Here is a 20,327-nt window from a genome sequence, read left to right as displayed (position 1 = left end):
AGATTTGAAATGAGAGAATCCTACAGTATTAGTTTTTTCATTCAATATGAAAACAATAAGTTATCATTATAAATCAAAGTGATGTGGCGTGATGAAGATGCTTATGCAAAGAATCTAAAAGTTTTTTTGCGAGGGTTTGAATAAGTTCTTTGTTTTCTGAATTTTAGATACAAAATACTATTGCTAAAGTACTAAAAGTAGATCATGCTGATAAATAGATGAAACTTTGATGGTGCTTGGTTTAAAAAAAGACAATATTTGATTTCACTGTTTGCGCGGGCATTAATTTTGCAATAACAGATGATAGTTTATTGCGTGCAGAATACTGTTATTCAGATTTCGTTAAAAAGAAATTTATAAAAGAATATTATCATTAACAGTTATACGAAAATTTAATGAAAATGAATCCAACTTTAAGACACATAATTCTAATGTGATTTAGTTTACAGATTCTCATTGAATGCAAAATTAAAAGTTTAAGAAGCCTTATTTTCAAAAAATCTTTATTTTTTTGTGAGTGTGTCATTTTTGCTACAGATATTTCAGAAAAGATGCTCTATATGAATTTCATTTTGGATATTTGGAGAGATTTTATGAATACAAAACGTTTAATAACAGCGTCTATTTTTTCTTTAATTTCAGCGTCTACAGCACTAGCTGCTGATGTTATGATTCCTCATCAGCCAGCATCATCGACTACTTCTACCATTGTTGCACCTACTTTTTCATGGACAGGTCTTTATTTAGGTGTCCAAGCTGGTGGTTTTTCAAGTAAGGCTGATGTGGCTCTTGTTGGTCAAGAAAAGAGTTTACCACTGGATAAAGAGTTCTCTCCTAAACTTTCAGGTTTTGCAGGTGGTTTTTATGCAGGTTCTAATATTGATCTCGGTGACAACTTTATTTTTGGTATCGATACGGATTTAATGATATCTGGAAAAAAACACACAAAGAACATTACTATAGGTGCAGCTGATAACACTACAGTAGAAAATGCAGTCGTAAGATCCCGCAGATCAGCAAGCCTACCAACACTTCCAAGCGCACAAGAAGTAACATCAATACAAACAGCTGCTTCAGGACGATCTGCATCAAAAGTAGTAGATGCAGGAACTACACCAACATCAGCAGCAACAACACAAACGGAGCAAGTAACGTCACAAGTCGGCTCATCAAAACCTGCTTCGACAAAACCTGCCTCAGAAAATCCAACGCAACAATTGCAAGCAGGAACACAGCGATCAGAGTCATTAGTAAGAACTAGTGGTGGTGGCGATGTTAATCCTAAAACAGAAGTAAGAACGCCAAGCGTATCAGCACTACCATCAAGCCCGTCAAAACCTGCAGGATCAGTGGCACAGCAAACTTCCTCCGTCCAATCGGCAAAGTTACAAACAGGAGGGACGTCAACGGTAGTAACAGAGTTAAACGGCACGGCACAATTAACTTCTGCATCTAAAGTAACAGTTCCCAGCACAGGGACAAGATCAGTGCAGTCACAATCGTCTTTAAGGTCAGACAAAGGATTGGCATTGGCGAGCACGGTAGTAAAAGGATCAGAATCATTAGCAGCATCTAACCCGACATCTTCCAGCACAGTAACAGGATCAACAGCAGTAGGGTCAAGTGGAGCAAGGTCTGCGAAAACGGTTGAAAAAATACCACTATCTTCTAGATCATCAACAGGAACAGAAGCAAGTCAGCCAGCAGTAAAAGCACCTACACCGGTACAATCTGTATCACAACCATTAGCAGTAGAAAGAACAGTACCGAGTTCATCACTTGTACTCGCGAGATCAGGATCATCCTCTGGTTCAGAGACAAAAGCTTCTAATGGAACAAGCGGAGCCCAACAGGGAGGTCACCATAGTTCTTCCCATGGTAGCGGAAATGCTAATTCGCATGGTGCACCTCATGCAGGTGGGCGTAGCTCTGGTGCTCATCCGAATGGTACTAATCCACATGCTTCTCGTTCTCATGGTGGACAGAATATGTCTGGACACGCTGCACAAAGTACACAAGCGGTGGATAAGAACGATTCCAGTGTATATGGTATAGAACAAATAAAAAAGCTGGCTTCTGAACTTGGTCTTGATCAAGAGGATGAAGTTGAAACTTTAAATCATACTTTCAAACAAAATTGGGGTGGTGCTACACGGGTACGTATTGGTTTTGCTGCTGATCGCTTTATGCCTTATCTTGCTGGCGGTATTGCTTATGGGCAGTTCCAAGACACTGTATCAATATCCGTTAAGGATGAGGATGGAAGAGTCGTTTCTTCTAAGAACTTATCTGATGAAACAAAAACCATGATTGGTTACACACTTGGTGGTGGCGTTGATTTCTCGGTTTTGGATAATGTGATTGTACGTGCAGAATATCGTTACTCTGATTTTGGTAAAAAGAAATTTGCAAAGGAAAAACTTGAAGTTAACTACAAAACCAATGATTTCCGTGTTGGTGTAGCTTATAAATTCTAATTTTTTAAAGAGTAAATTTCTAAGAGGCTCCACTGTCAGTGGAGCCTTTATTTTTTTTAAGATCACTTTTTGGTTTCTTTTCTTGTGAATTTCATGATAAAGCCCATAGATTGTGATGATATATTTTCCTGATCGCTGCTTAATACGAATGATAAGCTCGGCTTTCCCTATAGATAAAAACCAGAGTTGCAGGGTTCAGGGAAGTTATGCAAAAATGAAATCGTAAAAGTGGACAGGGATATTTCACAATGGCTGTGAAAAATGAAACAATAGATTATTCAAAAACTCTTTATCTCCCACAGACAAATTTTCCTATGCGTGCAGGGCTTCCGCAAAAAGAGCTTGAATTGATGGCGCGTTGGGAAAATATGGGGCTTTATGCGCAATTGCGCCAACAAGCAAAACATCGTCCATTTTATATTCTTCATGATGGTCCACCTTATGCAAATGGTCATATTCATATTGGGCATGCTTTAAACAAAGTTCTAAAGGATGTGGTTGTCCGTTCATTCCAAATGCGCGGTTTTAATGCAAATTATGTACCTGGTTGGGATTGCCATGGGCTTCCAATTGAATGGAAAATTGAAGAAAAATATCGAGCACAAGGAAAAAATAAGGATGAGGTACCTCTTAACGAGTTTCGTAAAGAATGCCGTGAATTTGCACAGCATTGGGTAACCGTCCAAAGTGAAGAATTTAAACGCCTTGGTGTCGTGGGAGATTTTAACACGCCTTATACTACAATGGCTTTTCATGCAGAAGCACACATTGCCAGTGAATTGATAAAATTTGCTATGTTAGATCAGATTTATCGTGGTTCCAAGCCGGTGATGTGGTCTGTTGTAGAGCGTACGGCTTTGGCAGAGGCTGAGATTGAATATCATGATCATGAATCAGAGGTGCTTTGGGTTAAATTTCCTGTCTTTGAAGCAAATTCTGATGATTTATATGGTGCTTATGTCGTCATTTGGACAACAACACCGTGGACAATTCCTGCTAACCGTGCAGTGAGTTATTCTTCGCAAATTTCTTATAGTATTTACGAAGTTGAAAGTGCTGAAAATGATTTTGGTCCTCAAGTGGGAGAAAAGCTTCTCTTTGCAGACGCTTTAGCGATGAGTTGTGGAGAAAAAGCCAAACTTGTTTTGAAGCGTTTGCGTGTTATTTCTTCTGAAGAGTTGAAAGCTCTTGTTCTTTTTCATCCACTCAAAGGTTTGGCTGGGGGGTATAACTTTAAAATTCCATTGCTTGATGGTTCGCACGTAACAGAGAGTGCGGGTACAGGTTTTGTCCATACAGCACCAAGCCATGGGCGTGAGGACTTTGAAATTTGGAATGATTATAAGTCCTTACTGGAGCAAGCGGGGATTGATTCATCTATACCGTTTCCTGTTGATGATGCAGGGTTCTATACGAAAGATGTTCCAGGTTTAGGACCAGATCGTGAAGGAGGACCTGCACGTGTTATTGATGATAATGGAAAAATGGGTGATGCCAATAAAGAGGTCATTAACGCTTTAATTAAAGCAGATCGATTGTTTGCACGGGGGCGTTTAAAGCATTCCTATCCCCACAGTTGGCGTTCAAAAAAACCCGTTATTTTTCGCAATACACCACAATGGTTTATTTCAATGGATAAAGATTTTGGGGATGGTTCAACTTTACGTAGTCGGGCTTTGGAAGCTGTTTCAAAAACGCGTTTTGTGCCGTCTTCTGGACAAAACCGCCTAGCTTCTATGATAGAAGATCGTCCTGATTGGGTTCTTTCTCGTCAGCGTTCTTGGGGTGTTCCTATTTGTATTTTTGCGAATGAGGATGGTGTTATTCTAAAAGATGAAGGTGTGAACGAGCGTATTTTACGGGCTTTTGAAGCAGAAGGGGCAGATGCATGGTTTGCTGAAGGAGCACGTGAACGTTTTTTAGGTGAGCGTGCACATGAGCCTTGGGTACAGGTTTATGATATTTTGGATGTTTGGTTTGATTCTGGAGCAAGCCATAGCTTTGTGTTAGAAGATCGGGCTGATTTGAAATGGCCTGCTGATGTTTATTTTGAAGGTTCAGATCAACATCGCGGATGGTTCCAATCTTCTCTTTTGGAAAGCTGTGGTACGCGTGCTCGTTCTCCCTATAAAGCCGTGATCACACACGGTTTTACTTTGGATGAGAATGGTAAGAAAATGTCTAAATCTTTAGGCAATACGGTTGTTCCGCAAGAGATCATTAAAACATCTGGAGCTGATATTTTTCGTCTCTGGGTTATGACAACCGATTATTGGGAAGATCAGCGTTTAGGCAAAAAAATACTTCAAACAAATGTGGATTCATATCGTAAACTACGCAATGCAATTCGTTGGATGCTAGGAACTTTAGCACATGATGATGGAGAAGAAGTATCTTATGGTGCACTGCCGGATCTTGAAAAATTTATATTGCATAGGCTTTTTGAACTTGATCAGTTGATTAATCGCGCTTACGATGAATTTGATTTTAAAAAGATTATGCGTGCATTATTGGATTTTTCAATCATTGAGTTATCGGCATTTTATTTTGATATCCGCAAGGATTCTCTTTATTGTGATGCGCCTTCATCAAAAAAACGCAAGGCCTCCTTGCAGGTTGTCCGTGAGATTTTTGAGCGTATGGTAACATGGCTTGCTCCAATGTTACCTTTTACTATGGAAGAAGCTTGGTTAGAGCGTTATCCAGGAAGCCAATCGGTGCATTTGGAACAATTTCGCTCTGTACCAGAAGAATGGCAAAACCAATCTTTGGCTGAGCGTTGGAAAAAAATTCGGCAGGTCCGTAAAGTTGTGACAGGTGCTTTAGAGCTTGAACGTGCTAATAAGCGTATTGGATCCTCTTTGGAAGCTGCGCCTATTGTTTTTATTTCCAATCTGGTTTTACGAGAGGCATTAGAAAATGTGGATATGGCGGAGATCTGTATTACCAGTGCACTCACAATTACGCAGGACACAATACCTTCTGATGCTTTTACTTTGAATGATGTTGAAGGTGTTGGTGTATATCCAGAGAAGGCATTAGGAAAAAAATGTGCTCGATCATGGCGTTATACACAAGATGTTGGAAGTGATCCAGCTTATCCGGATGTATCTGCTCGTGATGCAGCTGCTTTGCGGGAATTGCAGATTCTTGGCAAGATTTAAAGTTTTAGATCAAAGGAAAGAAATGCAAGTATATTTCTCATATTGATGAATATAGTTTTTTGTGGTACGAAAAAAATTCCGTTGTTTTATCTGCAGGGGGGAAATTTGTGTATGGACCGTTCTCTCATAAATAACGGGAATATTAATCAGCCATACACCTAGGAAATGGAATAGGCAGTGAGAAAACGTGAAATAAAAATATTTCCAATAGGAATTTTAGGGATGTGCTTTGTTTTAACGGGATGCAATTTATCCGCTCCTACCTATGGTACCAATAAACCAGTTTCAATACAGTTTTTTGAAGATGTTGCTAATATCACTTCATTAACACCAACAAATAACAGCAGCCAGATTGTTATGAAACCTCATCCAAAACTTGTAATACCAAGCCCTAGTTCACGCAGATTTTTGCCGGTACCACAACAAGATAGATCTGTCAATGAAATGGCAGCATCGAAGAAGCATCAAGGAAATACTCCTTTTCCTCACAAAGGATCGTCAGTTAATGGCGTTGGTTCAGAAAATCCTTCACAGTTGAATGCGAAGCAACGACAGGAATATTTACGTCGTCAGAGAGCACAAGTTGGAAGTTCAAAATACCGTCGCTATCTCACTGAACCACCTTTAAGTTATCGCCAACCGGCAAAAACCGCACCTATTGGTCGATAGGGAAAAGACAAAACATTTAAAGTAAAGTATTTTTCCAATTACTTATGATACCAAGCTCTCATTCGCGCGCAGTTATAATGCTGCTGTAGGAGGGGTGTTATTCTCATGAAATAGCAATATGACAACAGCATCGAGAGAGTCCTTATGCGTTTCCTTAACACGAAACATTTCTCAAGCTCATTTTACAACATTGCTCATGTGGATAGTATAACGTAAAATCTATTGTGCTCCAATACTTTATGCTTAGGAAGGAGAAAGTGGATACCATCATTTCATTTTACAGACTCCAATGTTGCGATAATTCTTGCATTTGAGAGCTTTCATAAGAGACATTTTTAGTCTTTTCTAAAACGTTCTTTATCCAGACGATAATTCCGCTTATGATGTGCAAGAAAGTGATTTTTACTGTTTCAATGTAATTTGAAATGAGAGCATATCTACGATATTTTGGACTTTATATTTTATATACAAAATAATGAATTATTCTTTTGAATGAATGTATCATCTAATAGAAACAATATGCAGAATTAAAAGAGAGAAAAAATGCTTCGAAATAGCTTTTGCTATATATATATATATATCAGAAGAATTAACAGTCTTTTTTGAGAAGTAGGATAGTTTTTAAAGAGTGAAAGTTATGGAAGAAGAATTATTTTTAGTATCGCTTTTGTATAAAAAAGTCTTTAAGTAATTGAGCAGCTTCTTTTTCCTTGAAACCAGAATAAATTTCAGGTTTGTGATGGCAGGTTGGTTGCTGATAAAAACGTGGGCCATTTTCTATAGCACCTCCTTTGGGATCATTTGTTGCATAATAGAGACGTCGTATGCGTGCAAATGAAATGGCAGCGGCACACATAGCACAAGGTTCAAGTGTTACATAAAGATCGCAATCAGGAAGCCTTTCGCTTTGCAATGTTTCGCAAGCCATACGGATTGCGCGTATTTCTGCGTGTCCTGTAGGGTCATATGCAGATTTTATAAAGTTACCAGCGCGTGCAATGATAGCTTTTCCACGTGTAATGATAGCACCTACGGGAACTTCATCTTTTTTTGCAGCCTCTTGCGCTTCTAAAAGGGCTATTTCCATGGGCGTCAAGGTCATAATATTCTTTCTACTGAAGGTATAGAAAATCTAAAGGTTATCTCGATAAGGAATGCTATGGAATGAATAATTTATTACGCTTTTATAATGAAAAGAATACCTCTATTTTTTTTAATAGTTTAAAACAAACTTGCAAGTTGGCAGATACATTATTGTCGTTAAAGGATAGAAAATGATAAATGATTATGCTACTTCATTTTTCAGGATAAGCGGTATGGTGCATGTGAATAATTTTCTGAACATACTTGCAAAGATTGGTTTGAAACGCAAATGAATGAAAATAATGAGAGTGAACGAATTGCTAAAAGGTTAGCGCGTGCTGGTATTGCTTCGCGTCGAGATGCAGAAATGATGATTGTTGCAGGTCGTATTTCTGTGAATGGTAAAGTCGTGACAACGCCTGCTTTTAATGTTAGCCGCTCTGATGTTATTATAGTTGATGGCAAACCTTTACCTCCTATAGAACGAACGCGTTTATGGCTTTACCATAAGCCAGCAGGTCTTGTCACCACGAACCGTGATCCTGAAGGCAGACCTACAGTATTTAGTAATTTACCAAAAGGAATGCCGCGTGTTCTTTCTGTTGGAAGGCTTGACATTAATACGGAAGGGCTTTTGCTTTTAACCAATGATGGTGGCTTAGCGCGTGTATTAGAGCTTCCTGTAACGGGGTGGGTCCGCAAATATCGCGTCCGTGCTCATGGAAGAGTAAAACAGAGTGCGCTGGATAACCTTAAAAATGGTATTGCAATTAATGGTATTTTTTATGGTTCGATTGAAGCATCAATTGAACGCGAACAAGGGTCGAATGTATGGCTTTCTGTCGCTTTGCGAGAAGGAAAAAATCGTGAAATAAAGAATGTTTTAGGGGCATTGGGATTATCAGTTAATCGATTAATACGTGTATCTTATGGTCCATTTCATCTCTCTGATTTAGAAGAAGGAGCCGTGCAAGAGTTAAAAGGGCGGATGTTACGAGATCAGTTGGGTGAGCGTTTAATTATGCAAGCCAATGCAGATTTTGATGCTCCTATTCTTAAGCCATTTTCAAATTCTGCAGTTGTTGCAGAAAAGCAAAGCCAGAAAGATCTTTCTGTTGCAAATGATGGTTGGGTTTTCTCAAGTGAAAGGGCGATACGACGCCGACCAAGAGATGGTTCTGTTGAACATAGTCGCGCACGATTAAGTACAAAGTCTCATGAGAATGTAAAGAAGGAGAAAAGTGAAGAAGGAAAAGCAGAGCGTTTTCTACCGCGTTCTCGCCGTGCTAATGTTTGGATGGCTCCTGGTGCACGTCCGCAAAGTGCACGTAGAAAGCCTTCCTATAGTGAGGAGAAATCGCATGATCATAAGAGCGATTTGGATGGTAGAAAATCATTTCATCGAGGCAAGGAAAAACTAAAAGAAAATCCGTCATACAAAGAGAAGAGGGAAAGGTTTGTTCAAAAACATGGCAAAATATCTTATGACGAGACGCATCCCTTTGGTAAGAAAGATCGCTTTTTAAAGGATAAAGAGAAAATGATAAAAGGTGGTCATGATGAGCATTCTTTTGAGAGAAAGAAAAAGGTAAAATCGTTTGGTGGTGCTATGAAAAAATCTAAACCACATAGGGACGGTGCAAAAACTTCGAAGCGATTTGGAGGTCCACGTGCGGATCATAGGCGGTAAATTTGCTGGGCGTGTTTTGTTTTCGCCTGTTAATCAGTCGATTCGCCCAACGAGTGATCGTACACGTGAAAGCCTTTTTAATATTCTTTCTAGCCGTGAAGAACAATTTTGGACCAATAAACGCATTCTTGATCTTTTTGCTGGGACTGGTGCTTTAGGCATCGAAGCACTTTCACGTGGAGCAAAGGCTGCTGTTTTTGTTGAAAACTCGGTTGAGGGGCGTGGGGTAATTCAAAAAAATATCGAAGCCTTTGAATTACAGTCAATAGGGCGGATTTTGCGTCGAGATGCAACCAAACTTGGTAATATTGGAACAATGCTGCCATTTGATGTTATCTGCGCTGATCCTCCCTATAGCCATTGTTTAGGTGAACGTGCTTTTGTAGAAGCTTTGCGAGGAGGGTGGGCAAAAGCTGATACACTCTTCATACTTGAAGAAAAGAAAGATACAATGATTCATTTACCTGACGTCTTTTATCTAGATGATGAGCGTTTTTATGGTGAAACAGCAATACGTCTCTATAAATTACGATCGCTTACATCTTGAGAAAGTTCTTGTGTTTATCCGATAGGATGAAAAAATGCTTTTACACAGTTTTCTTCATTTTATATGGTTTTTAAAAGGTTAAGCAGAAAATCAATAAAAGATTCTAATGTTAAAGGAATTGATGAATTTTTATTAGCTTTACTATAGAAGGATGTTTTTTCTCCAATAGGATATATATTCCTCGATAATAGTTATGATCTTTTTTGTCTAATTTTTTCTGCTATACCTTAATCATCACATTTCATCAGCAGTTGAAAGCTTTAAGCTATGCAGTCTGCATTTATATCTTATATGATGCGTAACGTCTATTTTTGTTATTGTATAAATTTAAAAAAGATATTTTGTTTAGTATTGAAAATATTGTTCATTTATCCTGAATATTTGTGTGTTTAGTTTAGTAGTATCCCTTGTTAATTTAATCATTACATATTAAGTAAATCTGAGAGTATTAAGTATCTTATCGTTGTGCAGCTTTAAGGATACTTTTTTATATTATTCTTTATCACTAAAGATAAGGAATTTGTAAAAAAGGGGAGATTATCATGTTTAAATGGATATATAGTGAAGAGATTAGCACAGAAGCAAGTGCTGAGCAAATTTGGGCTATATGGGAGGACGTAGCAAAATGGCCTTCTTGGGATCACGAACTTGAGTGGGTAGAACTTTTTGGTGCTTTTAAAGTAGGAGCTGTAGGCCAAATGAAACCTAAAAAAGGACCTACAGTAACTTTTACACTTGATAAAGTTATAAAAAATGTTTGTTTTTCTGATTATGCTAAACTTCCTTTTACACGTATGAGTTTTAATCATGAATATATTTGTTCAACAAAATCTGGTTCTTCCAATAACAAAATTCGTCATACTGTAATTATGTATGGCTTACTTGCTCCTTTCTTTGGAGTGATTATTGGATCAAAAATTAAGTTATATCTTCGCGATGCAATGATTGAAATGAGTAGACGTGCTCTTACTGAAAACAAAAGCATCTTGTAAGGGGGTGCATTTATAAAGAAGTTAATACCTTAAAAAAGGTGCAGAAATCTTAGCCTTGTTAGAATGAAATTAGTTATGAGTATATAGCAAATTGATGAGCTATGATTTGGTTTTAGTTAGCTGTTGAAATCGTGTCAAAGCATCTTACGGGATTAATTTTGCGCTAAAAATCTTATGAAATTCATTGAATTTTTTTATATATAAAAGCTTATAAGATGCTCTCTTCATTGAAAATGAGAAAGTTTCAGAAGTTCATTACTTCTCTATGATGTAGGTCCATATCGTCATAATATTTTCCTGTTTCTAATGTTGCAATATTTTTTGCATTTAAAACCTTCATAAGAGGCATTTTGATTTCTTCTTAAATAGGTTTCATTCATATGCCCCTTATTCATGATATGCTCGCAAATAGTTGTGATTGACTCAACATGAATAGGTTCGAAACAAAGAGAATTTTATGCTATTAGGCTTTTTTATACAAATTACAAAACAATAAATTATAAGTATAAATCAAACTGTTAATTTTATTGAAAGATTACAAGATAATTTCTTGATTACTTTTAAATATAAAAAATGAGTTCTTTATGATATTACGTCCATTAGGGTAAAGAAGTTTATGACTGCTCATTTTGTTGAAACCATAATGGAAGGAAATATTTTTTACTCTGTTTAAGTTTTGTTTCATTTACAAGAGTGCCGTCTCATTATGAGAGAGTTTATAGAAGCAAAGAAGTGTATACAAATATAAGGCATTTTCTTGATTCTTTCTTGGAAATTAAAGAATGCTATAGGAAAGATATGAGGTAAGTTTTTTACTACCCAGAGGAAGGAAGACCTGTGATTTAGATCATTTTATGCTTTTCGAATTTTTGAGGACTTTGGCTTAAATTCAAGTGTTATTGCTAAGACTTTTGTTAATTGCCAATTGTTCTGTTGATTTGATTGTCAGTGGAGATTTGGCTCCTAAAATGATAAGGGCCCATGAGAAATCTTGAAACTAAAGAGATTTTACGGCATATACGGCATATTACGTCTTTTCATAAAGAAGCTAAAAGGAAAATGATTTAATGCATTAAAAGAAAAAGAATGCATGAATGTGCATAATCTTATGAATCAATACACAAGAGTTATATTTTGATTTGTATAAATTTGTCAGAATGCTTATCAATGTAAATAATAAAATATTTTAGGGAGTCTATAATGACTGATAAAAACCAGATTGAGAAAGCTGTTTCGCTGGTTGAAGCAGCAAAGCGTTCTGGGGCAGATGCTGCTGATGCTGTTATTGTTCATGCTCATTCTACCAGTGTATCAGTTCGTTTTGGGAAAGTCGAATCGACAGAAGCAGCAGAGAGCAATGATTTTACTCTAAGGGTTTTTGTTGGAAAAAAAGTAGCAAGTGTTTCTGCTAATTTAGGATCTTATCCGCAAGAACTTGCGGAACGTGCTGTTGCGATGGCTAAAGCTTCTCCCGATAGTTTATTTGAAGGTTTGGCAGATAAAGAGTGTTTGGTTAAGTATCCTAAAGATCTTGATCTTTTTGATGATTTTGTACCCAGCAGTCATTTTTTAACAGAAGATGCTTTAAAAACGGAGGCAGCAGCTCTTGATGTTAAAGGTGTAAGCAATTCTGGTGGCGCTGCAACAGCTTATGGCCGTAGTGGGTTTATTCTTGTGACCAGCGATGGTTTTTGTGGAGCCTATCGCTCAAGTTGTTTTTCACGTTCTTGTAGTGCTCTTGCAGGTGAAGGAACACAGATGGAGCGGGATTATGATTATACAACAGCCTTACATTTTTCTGATTTAGAGGCAGCAGAAACTGTGGGAAAGAATGCAGGGCTTGGTGCTGTTCGACGTTTGGGGGCAGTTCGTGCGGCGACTGGGAGCGTTGATGTTATTTTTAATCCGCGTACGGCTCGTGGAATTGCAGGGCATATCGCATCTATGGTCAATGGAGCCTCTGTGGCTCGAAAAACGAGTCTTTTACAGAATTTCCTAGGCAAGGAAGTGATGAAGCCTAATGTTAATGTAACCGATCAACCTTTGCGATTACGTGGAAATGCTTCTCATCCTTTTGATGGAGAAGGGGTAGAGGGGCAAACACTCAATATTATTGAAAATGGTATTTTAAAAAATTGGCTTCTTTCATCATCTACAGCACGTGAATTGGGACTTAAAACAAATGGACACGGTATGCGTTCGGCATCATTAGTGCAGCCGACCAGTACAAATTTTGCTATTGAACCGGGTTTAGTATCGCCTTGCGATATGATAAAAGATTTGCGAAATGGATTTTATGTGACCGAATTATTCGGTCATGGCATTGATTTTATTACTGGTCAGTATAGTCGTGGAGCTTCCGGTTTTTGGATTGAAAATGGTGAAATTGCTTATCCGGTAAGTGAAGTAACGCTAGGTTCTGATTTGCTTCATATGTTAGCACATTTAACACCTGCCAATGATATTGATCGGCGTTATAGTACAGCTGCTCCAACATTGTTAATTGAAGGGATGACACTTGCAGGAAAATAACACGCATCATTCTTCTGATTTAAATCTTTTGCGTGACGTTTGTCGAGAGGCAGGAGATTTAGCAATGCGGTATTTTGGATGCACGTTGGATGTCTGGATTAAAGAAGGTAATTCCCCGGTTAGTGAAGCAGATTTTGCTATTGATCATTTCTTGAAAGAGAGGCTTCTTGGAGCTCGTCCAAATTATGGATGGATTTCAGAAGAAACAAAAGATAATCGAGAAAAACAAGATTATTATGAGCGCTCTTTTGTTGTTGATCCTATTGATGGAACGCGTGGTTTTCTTTCTGGCAATCCTTATTGGTGTATTTCGGTTGCCATTATTGAGAATGGGCGTCCTATTGTGGGCGTTCTACAATGTCCGGCTCAAGGAGATGTTTATACAGCTGTAACGGGTGGAGGGGCAACATTAAATGGGATAAAACTTCCTCGTTTAGCCTTTGAGGTTCATCGAAAATATAAAATTTCACTTGATAAATCGCTCGCACAAAAATTACCAGATGATTTTCTCAATCAAGTCAGTCTTTATCATTATCTTCCTTCTCTTGCTTATCGTATTGTTCTTGTTGCTCAAGATGAAATTGATATCGTATTAGTTCGTCCAAATTGTCATGAATGGGATATTGCCGCTGCTGATCTTATTTTGCAGGAGTGTGGAGGGTGTTTTTTATCGCTTGATGCCCCTTTACTATCTTATGGAATTGAACCTTACCAGTATGGACTTTTAATTGCTGGTAAAAATAATTGCTGTCAAGATATGATAGATGTTGTTCGTCAAACAAAGTTAGTTTAATCACGTAAAAGCGCGCTAAAATAATCTAAATGATATGGAGGCACATATGACTGAAACCAAAGGAAAAAAACAATATTTACATCTTGTATTTGGTGGGGAATTAAAAAATCTTAACAGTAATCAATTTAAGAATCCTGATGATTTAGATGTGGTTGGTATTTTCTCAGATTATCAATCCGCTCAAGAAGCATGGCAGGCAAAAGCACAAAGCAGTGTAGATAATGCATTACAACGTTATTACATTGTAGATTTGCATCAGTTTCTTGATGCTGAGTTAGGCGATGCAGAATAAAGCTTGAATATTTGGTTATTATAACCTGTAGATTGCTTCATGCTTTTGTTTAGTCGTCCTTTTCATAGGTACGTTCTTCGGGTAAAATAGAATGCCGTAAAAAAGAATATGCTTGTTGTTTAAAATTCATATGTTTTTTTAAGAAACATCTCCCAAAGCACCTAAACCCATTTCATAATGGTGTTCCTGCAAGGTATAAAATCCATTATTGCACCACCATCTTTACGCTTAATAAAAATGCAAGACAGTTTCTATCAACCTATTTACAACAGCAATATTATCATGACAGCTATCACTCGAAATTTATGATTATATTGTGAATAGTCACTCTGCTTTTGAATGGGGTATGAGACACTAATGCGTTAAGATTAATAAAAAGAGTAGCATTATTAATGATACCAATTACTACTCTGTTGAGATTATTAGCACTCGTTACTTATCTATTGGAATTTTTTCAACGAGTTATTACTATAAGCTTAGAAACCATGAAAGTCGTTAGAAACTTTACCAAAATTAGAAACTTAGAGAAACTGAATAGATTTATGAAGTTAACTTACCTCATAAGGGTTTCTTGAGTACTTATTTAAAACTACAATCTATAAGTTAATCATTTTGTGTTGATTATATACAATCTTAAAAGGAATAATATGTCATGCGACCTCCTGAAAAGAGAGGATTTAAAATTTTAAAAACTCTTATTTAAATTGCTTTAAGACTTTTAAGAAATTCTCTATTAAACAAGATTAGATTTTTCTGGATTACCTTTAAGAGATTATATCACAATTTAAAATGAGAACTCTATACTATTCAAAAGTTTTTTAAGATTAGTTTGACATATTCATTTTATTGAAATGAAATAATAGAGATTGAACTTTCTTTTAAACACATTTTATTTATTGTATTTATATTAGGTTGTAATGTCTATATGGGTTATTTTTTGAAAAATTGACAATACCTAACATATGTAAAAATAAGCTTTTTCTCTAAAATACCAACGTGCAAAATTCAAAGTCTCACTAAAATCATAAGAAGTATTTATTCAGTGAGTTGAAAAAATGATACAATCTATGTCATAGATTTATCATTTATATTTTAAAAATTATAATCGACTGAAATGTAGTTTTGTTATTTTTGAGTAAGATTTTTTATAGGGTGCAGAATGAAGTGATAAAATCGATATAAGTTACAAAATTTAATTAAAAGAGATTTAAATAATGTGTATATGTATTGAATTTTCTCATGGATTAAGCTTTTTTTAGTTAAGATATGGATGATATTAAAAAATATGGATACAACCAATAGTGTTGATGAATTTTTTAACAAAATAAGTATATAGATATCTTAAAATAGCTGGATGAGGTGATTTTAAATGGTAGAATTAAAGGCACATACGGCTCTTTTAAGCTATCGGATGATTGGTTTTTGCTTATGTCCTGTTATTCCTTTTTATTTGTTCTTTCGTGCTATTCGTGGAAAAGAAGAGTGGTGTCGCAAAAAAGAGCGTTTAGGTAAAAGTTCTCATATACGCCCCCAAGGTTCGTTAGTTTGGTTGCATGCAGCAAGTGTTGGAGAAACACTTGCACTTGTTCCACTTATAAATTATATTTTATCATTGGAAATCAATGTATTAATGACAACTGGGACGGTGACATCTTCTACTCTTGTGAAAAAATATTTTGGTAATAGGTTGATTCATCAATATGCTCCTTTGGATTTAGATTTTGCAGTGCGCCGTTTTATTCGTCATTGGAAGCCTGATCTCGTCTTAATTTGTGAATCAGAAATTTGGCCTCTTCGTATTAAAGAACTTGCAAAAATGCGTATTCCGCAGATTTTGGTTAATGCCCATATGTCTGAACGTTCTTTTAAAGATTGGCAAAAACGACGTGTTCTTGCCAAACATATTTTTAAGGATATTGATTTGGTGATTGGTCAAAATGAAAGAGATGTAGCTTATTACCATACACTTGGCGTAAAATCTGTTACGTTTTCTGGTAATCTCAAGGCTGATGTTTTTCTGGTTGAAAATCAAGAATTGCTTGCACGTTATCGTAATGCTATCGGCAATCGCCCAGTTTGGGCAGCTGTTTCAACGCATGAAGGGGAAGAGGAGATTGCTTTTGAGGTCCATAAAATTGTTAAAAATTATTTGCCAGATTTATTAACAATTATTGTACCTCGTCATCCTGAACGTTCAGAAGATCTTATCAGAAAATGCGATAATAAGGGATTAAGTTTTATTCGTAGGAGTAGAGACGCTGTTCCAAACATGAATACCGATATTTTATGGGGAGATACCATTGGAGAAATGGGACTTTTTCTTCGCTTATCGAAAGTTTCTTTCGTTGGTAAATCGTTATGTGGAAATGGTGGACACAATCCATTGGAATTGGCTTTGCTTGGTTCCGCTATTTTGACAGGGCCTCATGTTTCAAATTTTCAAGAGATGTTCAAACAATTTCTAACGCATGATGCAGCATATATGGTTCAAGATACAAAACAGCTTGCTATTCAGGTGTATAAGCTTTTAACAAATGAAACATTGCGGCAAGAAATGGTTGATAAGGCTCATGAAGTGGCGACAGGTATGGCAGGTGCATTTGAGCGCACATTAAAGATTTTAGATCCATTTTTACAACCCCTTGTAATACAAACAGGTTTACGTCAGCGTCAGGGTAGATATGCATATTAGCGCCCCTCGTTTTTGGTGGAAAAATAAAAGCTTTTTGCATTTTGTGTTAGTTCCAGTTTCATGGGGGTATGGTTATTTTTCAAGTTGTTTTATGACAAGACAGCCTCCCGTGATTGATCTGCCAGTTTTGTGTATTGGAAATTTTACATGTGGCGGTGCGGGTAAAACGCCGGTTGTTATTGCTTTTACAAAAGTGGCTAAAGAACTTGGTTTCGTACCTGGTATTGTATCTCGTGGTTATGGTGGATCAGTTAAAGGGGTACATCTTGTAAATGAAAAATATGATACTCCATATAGTGTTGGAGATGAGGCACTTTTACTTGCACGGCATGCTTTTGTAGCTGTATCACCTAATCGTTATGCAGCGGCACAACGGCTTAAACAAGAGGGATGTAATCTTATTTTAATGGATGACGGATTTCAAAGTCGCCGTCTTTATATGGATTATGCGTTACTCGTTGTTGATGCGATGCGCGGTTTTGGTAATGGAGCTGTCTTTCCAGCAGGACCTTTGCGCGTACCATTAAAAACGCAGTTTTCTTTTATGGATAGTGTTTTAGTGATTGGTCACTCCGATGCGCCTGATAATGTCGCTTTTCTTGTTTCGCGTACTGGAAAGCCTTTATATCGTGCTCATCTTAAAGCCAGTGCCTCTGATGAGGTTTCAGGAAAATCATTTTTGGCATTTGCTGGTATTGGCAATCCAGATAAATTTTTTAAATCTATTAAAGAATTGTCTGGTCATGTGGTGCAAACTTACATATATCCAGACCACTATTTTTTCACAGATAAAAATTTAAAAAGCCTTATACAAAAGGCTAAAATGCATAATTTGTGGCTCGCAACAACCGCTAAAGATTATACCCGTATACAGACAATTCACATGCAAAAAGATTTGAAAAATCTTATTATCTTTGATGTGAATGTCGATTTTGTTCAAAAAGACTTCTGTCGTATGGTCCTTGAAGAGGTCATGACCCGCTTTAGAAAACGTTCCCTTGAATTTTCTTGTCTAAAAGGCAAAAGCTAAATTTTTTCGAGGGGTTATTTTTCTTTTGTTTTTAACAATTGCTTGAGATATGGGTTGCACTCAAGTTCGCGCTGATAGGAGATTTCACAACTAGCATATGCTTCTTGGCGGTGATGATTCCAATATTTTAAATCATCTATAGGGATTTTTTGCCCGCTAACAGCACAAATGGTATAGGTACCATATTCTATAATGTCATATCCGTTATTAGAATAATGAATTTTTGCTTCGCGTTCACCATTGGGAAACATTATAACTCCTTCTTACTTGATACAAGAGATTCAAGAAAAGTGCCATAAAATGTATTATAAAGTCGAGAGTTAATTTTAAAATATTTTTCTTGTAAAAATGATGCAGGGCTTATTTTCTGCCAAAAAGCCGTTCTATATCTGCCAATTTGAGTTCAATATAAGTAGGGCGTCCATGATTACATGTACTTGTATTAGGTATTGCCTCCATTTGTCGTAATAGTGTGTTCATTTCTTCGGGGCGTAAAAGGCGCCCTGACCGTATTGAGCCGTGACAGGCCATCGTTGCTGCAACATAATCAAGCATTGCTTTTAAATTATTTGTTGTATCATACTCAGCGGCCTCATCTGCGAGATCTTTTATGAGGGCTTGGACGTTGATCTCTCCTAACATGGAAGGTGTTTCACGCACAACAATTGCTCCTGGTCCAAATGGTTCTATTCCTAATCCAAATTTTTGCAAAGCATCTTTATGCGTTAAAAGGCATGTTGCATCCTCTTCAGAGAGTTCTACAATTTCAGGAATAAGTAATAACTGTGAAGGAAGTGGTTTGGAATAAAGTGCATTTTTGAGTGCTTCATAAACCAATCGTTCGTGAGCTGCATGCTGATCGACAATGATCAAACTATCTTGTGTTTGGGCGATAATATAGTTTTTATGGATTTGTGCTCTGGCCGCTCCTAATGGATAAGATAACTCTTCTGATGAAGATGTCGTGCTTGGAATGTATGCATCCCCACTTGGTGTATTTAAGCCCTCCATAATAGGAGCGGCATCTTCTTTTAAATCAAAAGAGTGAGTACTATCCAATGGTTTTTGGACCATTGAAGCGCTGGTAAAATGATGAGGTTGTGAACTGTAAGAAGAGAACTGGTGCGTGTTCTTAAAACTGCCTAATGGTTGTTGTGCCAATGATTGTTGTGTTTGAAATGCAGCAAGCATTGCTTCAGAACGGGTTGAAGTAGGACGAATACCAGATTGTTGCAATGCTTCACGAATAGCTCCAACAATCAAACCACGAATTAATCCTGGATCACGGAATCGTACATCAGCTTTGGCTGGGTGAACATTAACATCTACCTCAGCAGGTGGGAGGTCAATAAAAAGAATAGCCACAGGATAACGATCTCGTGTCATGACATCAGCATAAGCGCCTCGGATAGCGCCCCATAGAAATTTATCACGCACGGGACGTCCATTAACATAAGCAAATTGATGAAGGCTGTTATTTCGGTTGAAAGATGGCAAACAGGCAAAACCTGTTAAGCGCACCGCTTCGCGTTCAGCATTCAGCGCAATGCTATTAGGGGCGAATTCTTTTCCCATAATCTGCGTAATACGTTGTAATTGTCCTTGAATATTATTTTCTGTAGCAGACAATTCCATAGATGTTCTGTCTAGTCCTGAAAGAGAAAAGCGGATATGTGGAAATGCGATAGCAATTCGCTTAATCATATCGCTAATAGCATTTGTTTCAGCCCGATCAGTTTTCATAAATTTTAATCGTGCCGGCGTGACAAAGAAAAGATCACGAACTTCAACAATTGTTCCAAGATTCGCAGCAGCTGGTTTGGGTCCTACAATTTTTCCTGCAGTAACGGAAATTTCAGCAGCGCTCTCAGCATCTTTTGTTCGTGAAATGAGTTTAAGTTTAGCAACAGAACCAATAGAGGGGAGGGCTTCTCCTCTAAATCCAAGGAAGCAGATATTGTGTACGTCATCGGTAATCTTTGAGGTACAATGGCGAGAAACTGCTAAAGTTAATTGATCTGCAGGAATTCCATAACCATTATCACTCACCTTTATAAAATTTTTTCCACCATTTACTGTAATAATTTCAATGCGTGTTGCACCAGCATCAATAGCGTTTTCAACAAGTTCTTTGACAACATTTGCTGGTCGTTCAATAACTTCACCGGCGGCGATTTGATTAATAATATTTTCGCTAAGATGGCGTATAATCATAATAAATTCTAACAGGAAACTTAAGGGTTCTATAGAAAATTATGATAACATCATTTGCGCGACATTCAAGAATAAGAGAGCATGAGAGGTATTATTTTTACAATACCTCCTATTTTATTTTATGTTAACAAGTCGGTTGGAAAAAACATAAA

14 protein-coding genes are annotated in these 20,327 nt (G+C 37.1%); 11 read left to right on the top strand and 3 right to left on the bottom strand.

All coding sequences use genetic code 11. The features are described 5' to 3' along the window. Positions 1-593 precede the first annotated feature (593 nt). The 3 genes from ACFINZ_RS07845 to ACFINZ_RS07835 all read left to right on the top strand — a co-directional run bounded on the left by ACFINZ_RS07845 (position 594) and on the right by ACFINZ_RS07835 (position 6,310). Positions 594-2,477 carry an outer membrane beta-barrel protein gene (locus tag ACFINZ_RS07845; protein ID WP_375701295.1) on the top strand — a complete coding sequence of 628 codons (1,884 nt, stop codon included), beginning with the start codon at positions 594-596 and terminating at the stop codon, positions 2,475-2,477. Positions 2,478-2,725: 248 nt separating this feature from the next. After that, on the top strand, positions 2,726-5,641 hold the full coding sequence (gene ileS, locus ACFINZ_RS07840; protein ID WP_375701294.1) for an isoleucine--tRNA ligase: 2,916 nt from the start codon (positions 2,726-2,728) through the stop codon (positions 5,639-5,641). 177 nt (positions 5,642-5,818) lie between these two features. Beyond that, positions 5,819-6,310 carry a hypothetical protein gene (locus ACFINZ_RS07835; RefSeq protein WP_375612104.1) on the top strand — a complete coding sequence of 164 codons (492 nt, stop codon included), beginning with the start codon at positions 5,819-5,821 and terminating at the stop codon, positions 6,308-6,310. A 655-nt stretch (positions 6,311-6,965) separates the two neighbouring features. Here the strand turns inward: ACFINZ_RS07835 and ACFINZ_RS07830 are convergent. Beyond that, positions 6,966-7,412 (bottom strand): nucleoside deaminase, encoded by a 447-nt coding sequence (locus ACFINZ_RS07830; protein WP_375613519.1) that lies wholly within the window; start codon positions 7,410-7,412, stop codon positions 6,966-6,968. A gap of 270 nt (positions 7,413-7,682) precedes the next feature. Here ACFINZ_RS07830 and ACFINZ_RS07825 point away from each other — a divergent pair, with 270 nt between their 5' ends. The 8 genes from ACFINZ_RS07825 (at position 7,683) to lpxK (ending at position 17,961) form a co-directional block, all read left to right on the top strand. After that, positions 7,683-9,083 carry a pseudouridine synthase gene (locus ACFINZ_RS07825; protein WP_375632853.1) on the top strand — a complete coding sequence of 467 codons (1,401 nt, stop codon included), beginning with the start codon at positions 7,683-7,685 and terminating at the stop codon, positions 9,081-9,083. Beyond that, positions 9,064-9,630, top strand: a complete 567-nt coding sequence (gene rsmD, locus ACFINZ_RS07820; RefSeq protein WP_375618629.1) for a 16S rRNA (guanine(966)-N(2))-methyltransferase RsmD — start codon at positions 9,064-9,066, stop codon at positions 9,628-9,630. Before ACFINZ_RS07825 ends, rsmD begins: the two co-directional genes overlap by 20 nt. A 542-nt stretch (positions 9,631-10,172) precedes the next feature. Further along, entirely contained in the window at positions 10,173-10,622 is a 450-nt protein-coding gene (locus tag ACFINZ_RS07815; protein ID WP_375632855.1) for a hypothetical protein, read from the top strand. A 1,200-nt stretch (positions 10,623-11,822) separates the two neighbouring features. Further along, positions 11,823-13,154, top strand: a complete 1,332-nt coding sequence (locus ACFINZ_RS07810; RefSeq protein WP_375612375.1) for a TldD/PmbA family protein — start codon at positions 11,823-11,825, stop codon at positions 13,152-13,154. Continuing rightward, a complete protein-coding gene (locus ACFINZ_RS07805; protein WP_375618599.1) occupies positions 13,141-13,947 on the top strand; it encodes a 3'(2'),5'-bisphosphate nucleotidase CysQ in 807 nt (268 codons plus the stop codon). Before ACFINZ_RS07810 ends, ACFINZ_RS07805 begins: the two co-directional genes overlap by 14 nt. Before the next feature lie 46 nt (positions 13,948-13,993). After that, positions 13,994-14,239, top strand: a complete 246-nt coding sequence (locus ACFINZ_RS07800) for a DUF4170 domain-containing protein (protein WP_375618600.1) — start codon at positions 13,994-13,996, stop codon at positions 14,237-14,239. A 1,369-nt stretch (positions 14,240-15,608) separates the two neighbouring features. Beyond that, positions 15,609-16,931 carry a lipid IV(A) 3-deoxy-D-manno-octulosonic acid transferase gene (gene waaA, locus ACFINZ_RS07795; protein ID WP_375701293.1) on the top strand — a complete coding sequence of 441 codons (1,323 nt, stop codon included), beginning with the start codon at positions 15,609-15,611 and terminating at the stop codon, positions 16,929-16,931. After that, positions 16,921-17,961: a tetraacyldisaccharide 4'-kinase gene (gene lpxK / locus ACFINZ_RS07790; RefSeq protein ID WP_375636582.1), complete on the top strand. Its 1,041-nt coding sequence runs from the start codon at positions 16,921-16,923 to the stop codon at positions 17,959-17,961. The genes waaA and lpxK overlap by 11 nt, the downstream gene beginning before the upstream one ends. A 14-nt stretch (positions 17,962-17,975) precedes the next feature. Here lpxK and ACFINZ_RS07785 read toward each other — a convergent pair whose 3' ends face one another. Together ACFINZ_RS07785 and mutL are read right to left on the bottom strand one after the other, a co-directional pair. After that, positions 17,976-18,212, bottom strand: a complete 237-nt coding sequence (locus ACFINZ_RS07785; protein WP_375608064.1) for a DUF2093 domain-containing protein — start codon at positions 18,210-18,212, stop codon at positions 17,976-17,978. Positions 18,213-18,321: 109 nt separating this feature from the next. Continuing rightward, entirely contained in the window at positions 18,322-20,175 is a 1,854-nt protein-coding gene (gene mutL, locus ACFINZ_RS07780) for a DNA mismatch repair endonuclease MutL (protein WP_375632863.1), read from the bottom strand. Positions 20,176-20,327 lie beyond the last annotated feature (152 nt).

Source organism: Bartonella sp. AA81SXKL (genome assembly GCF_042196945.1).
Lineage (GTDB): Bacteria > Pseudomonadota > Alphaproteobacteria > Rhizobiales > Rhizobiaceae > Bartonella.
The sequence above is the reverse complement of the archived record's forward strand: the minus strand, read 5'-3'. Positions and strand labels throughout refer to the sequence as shown.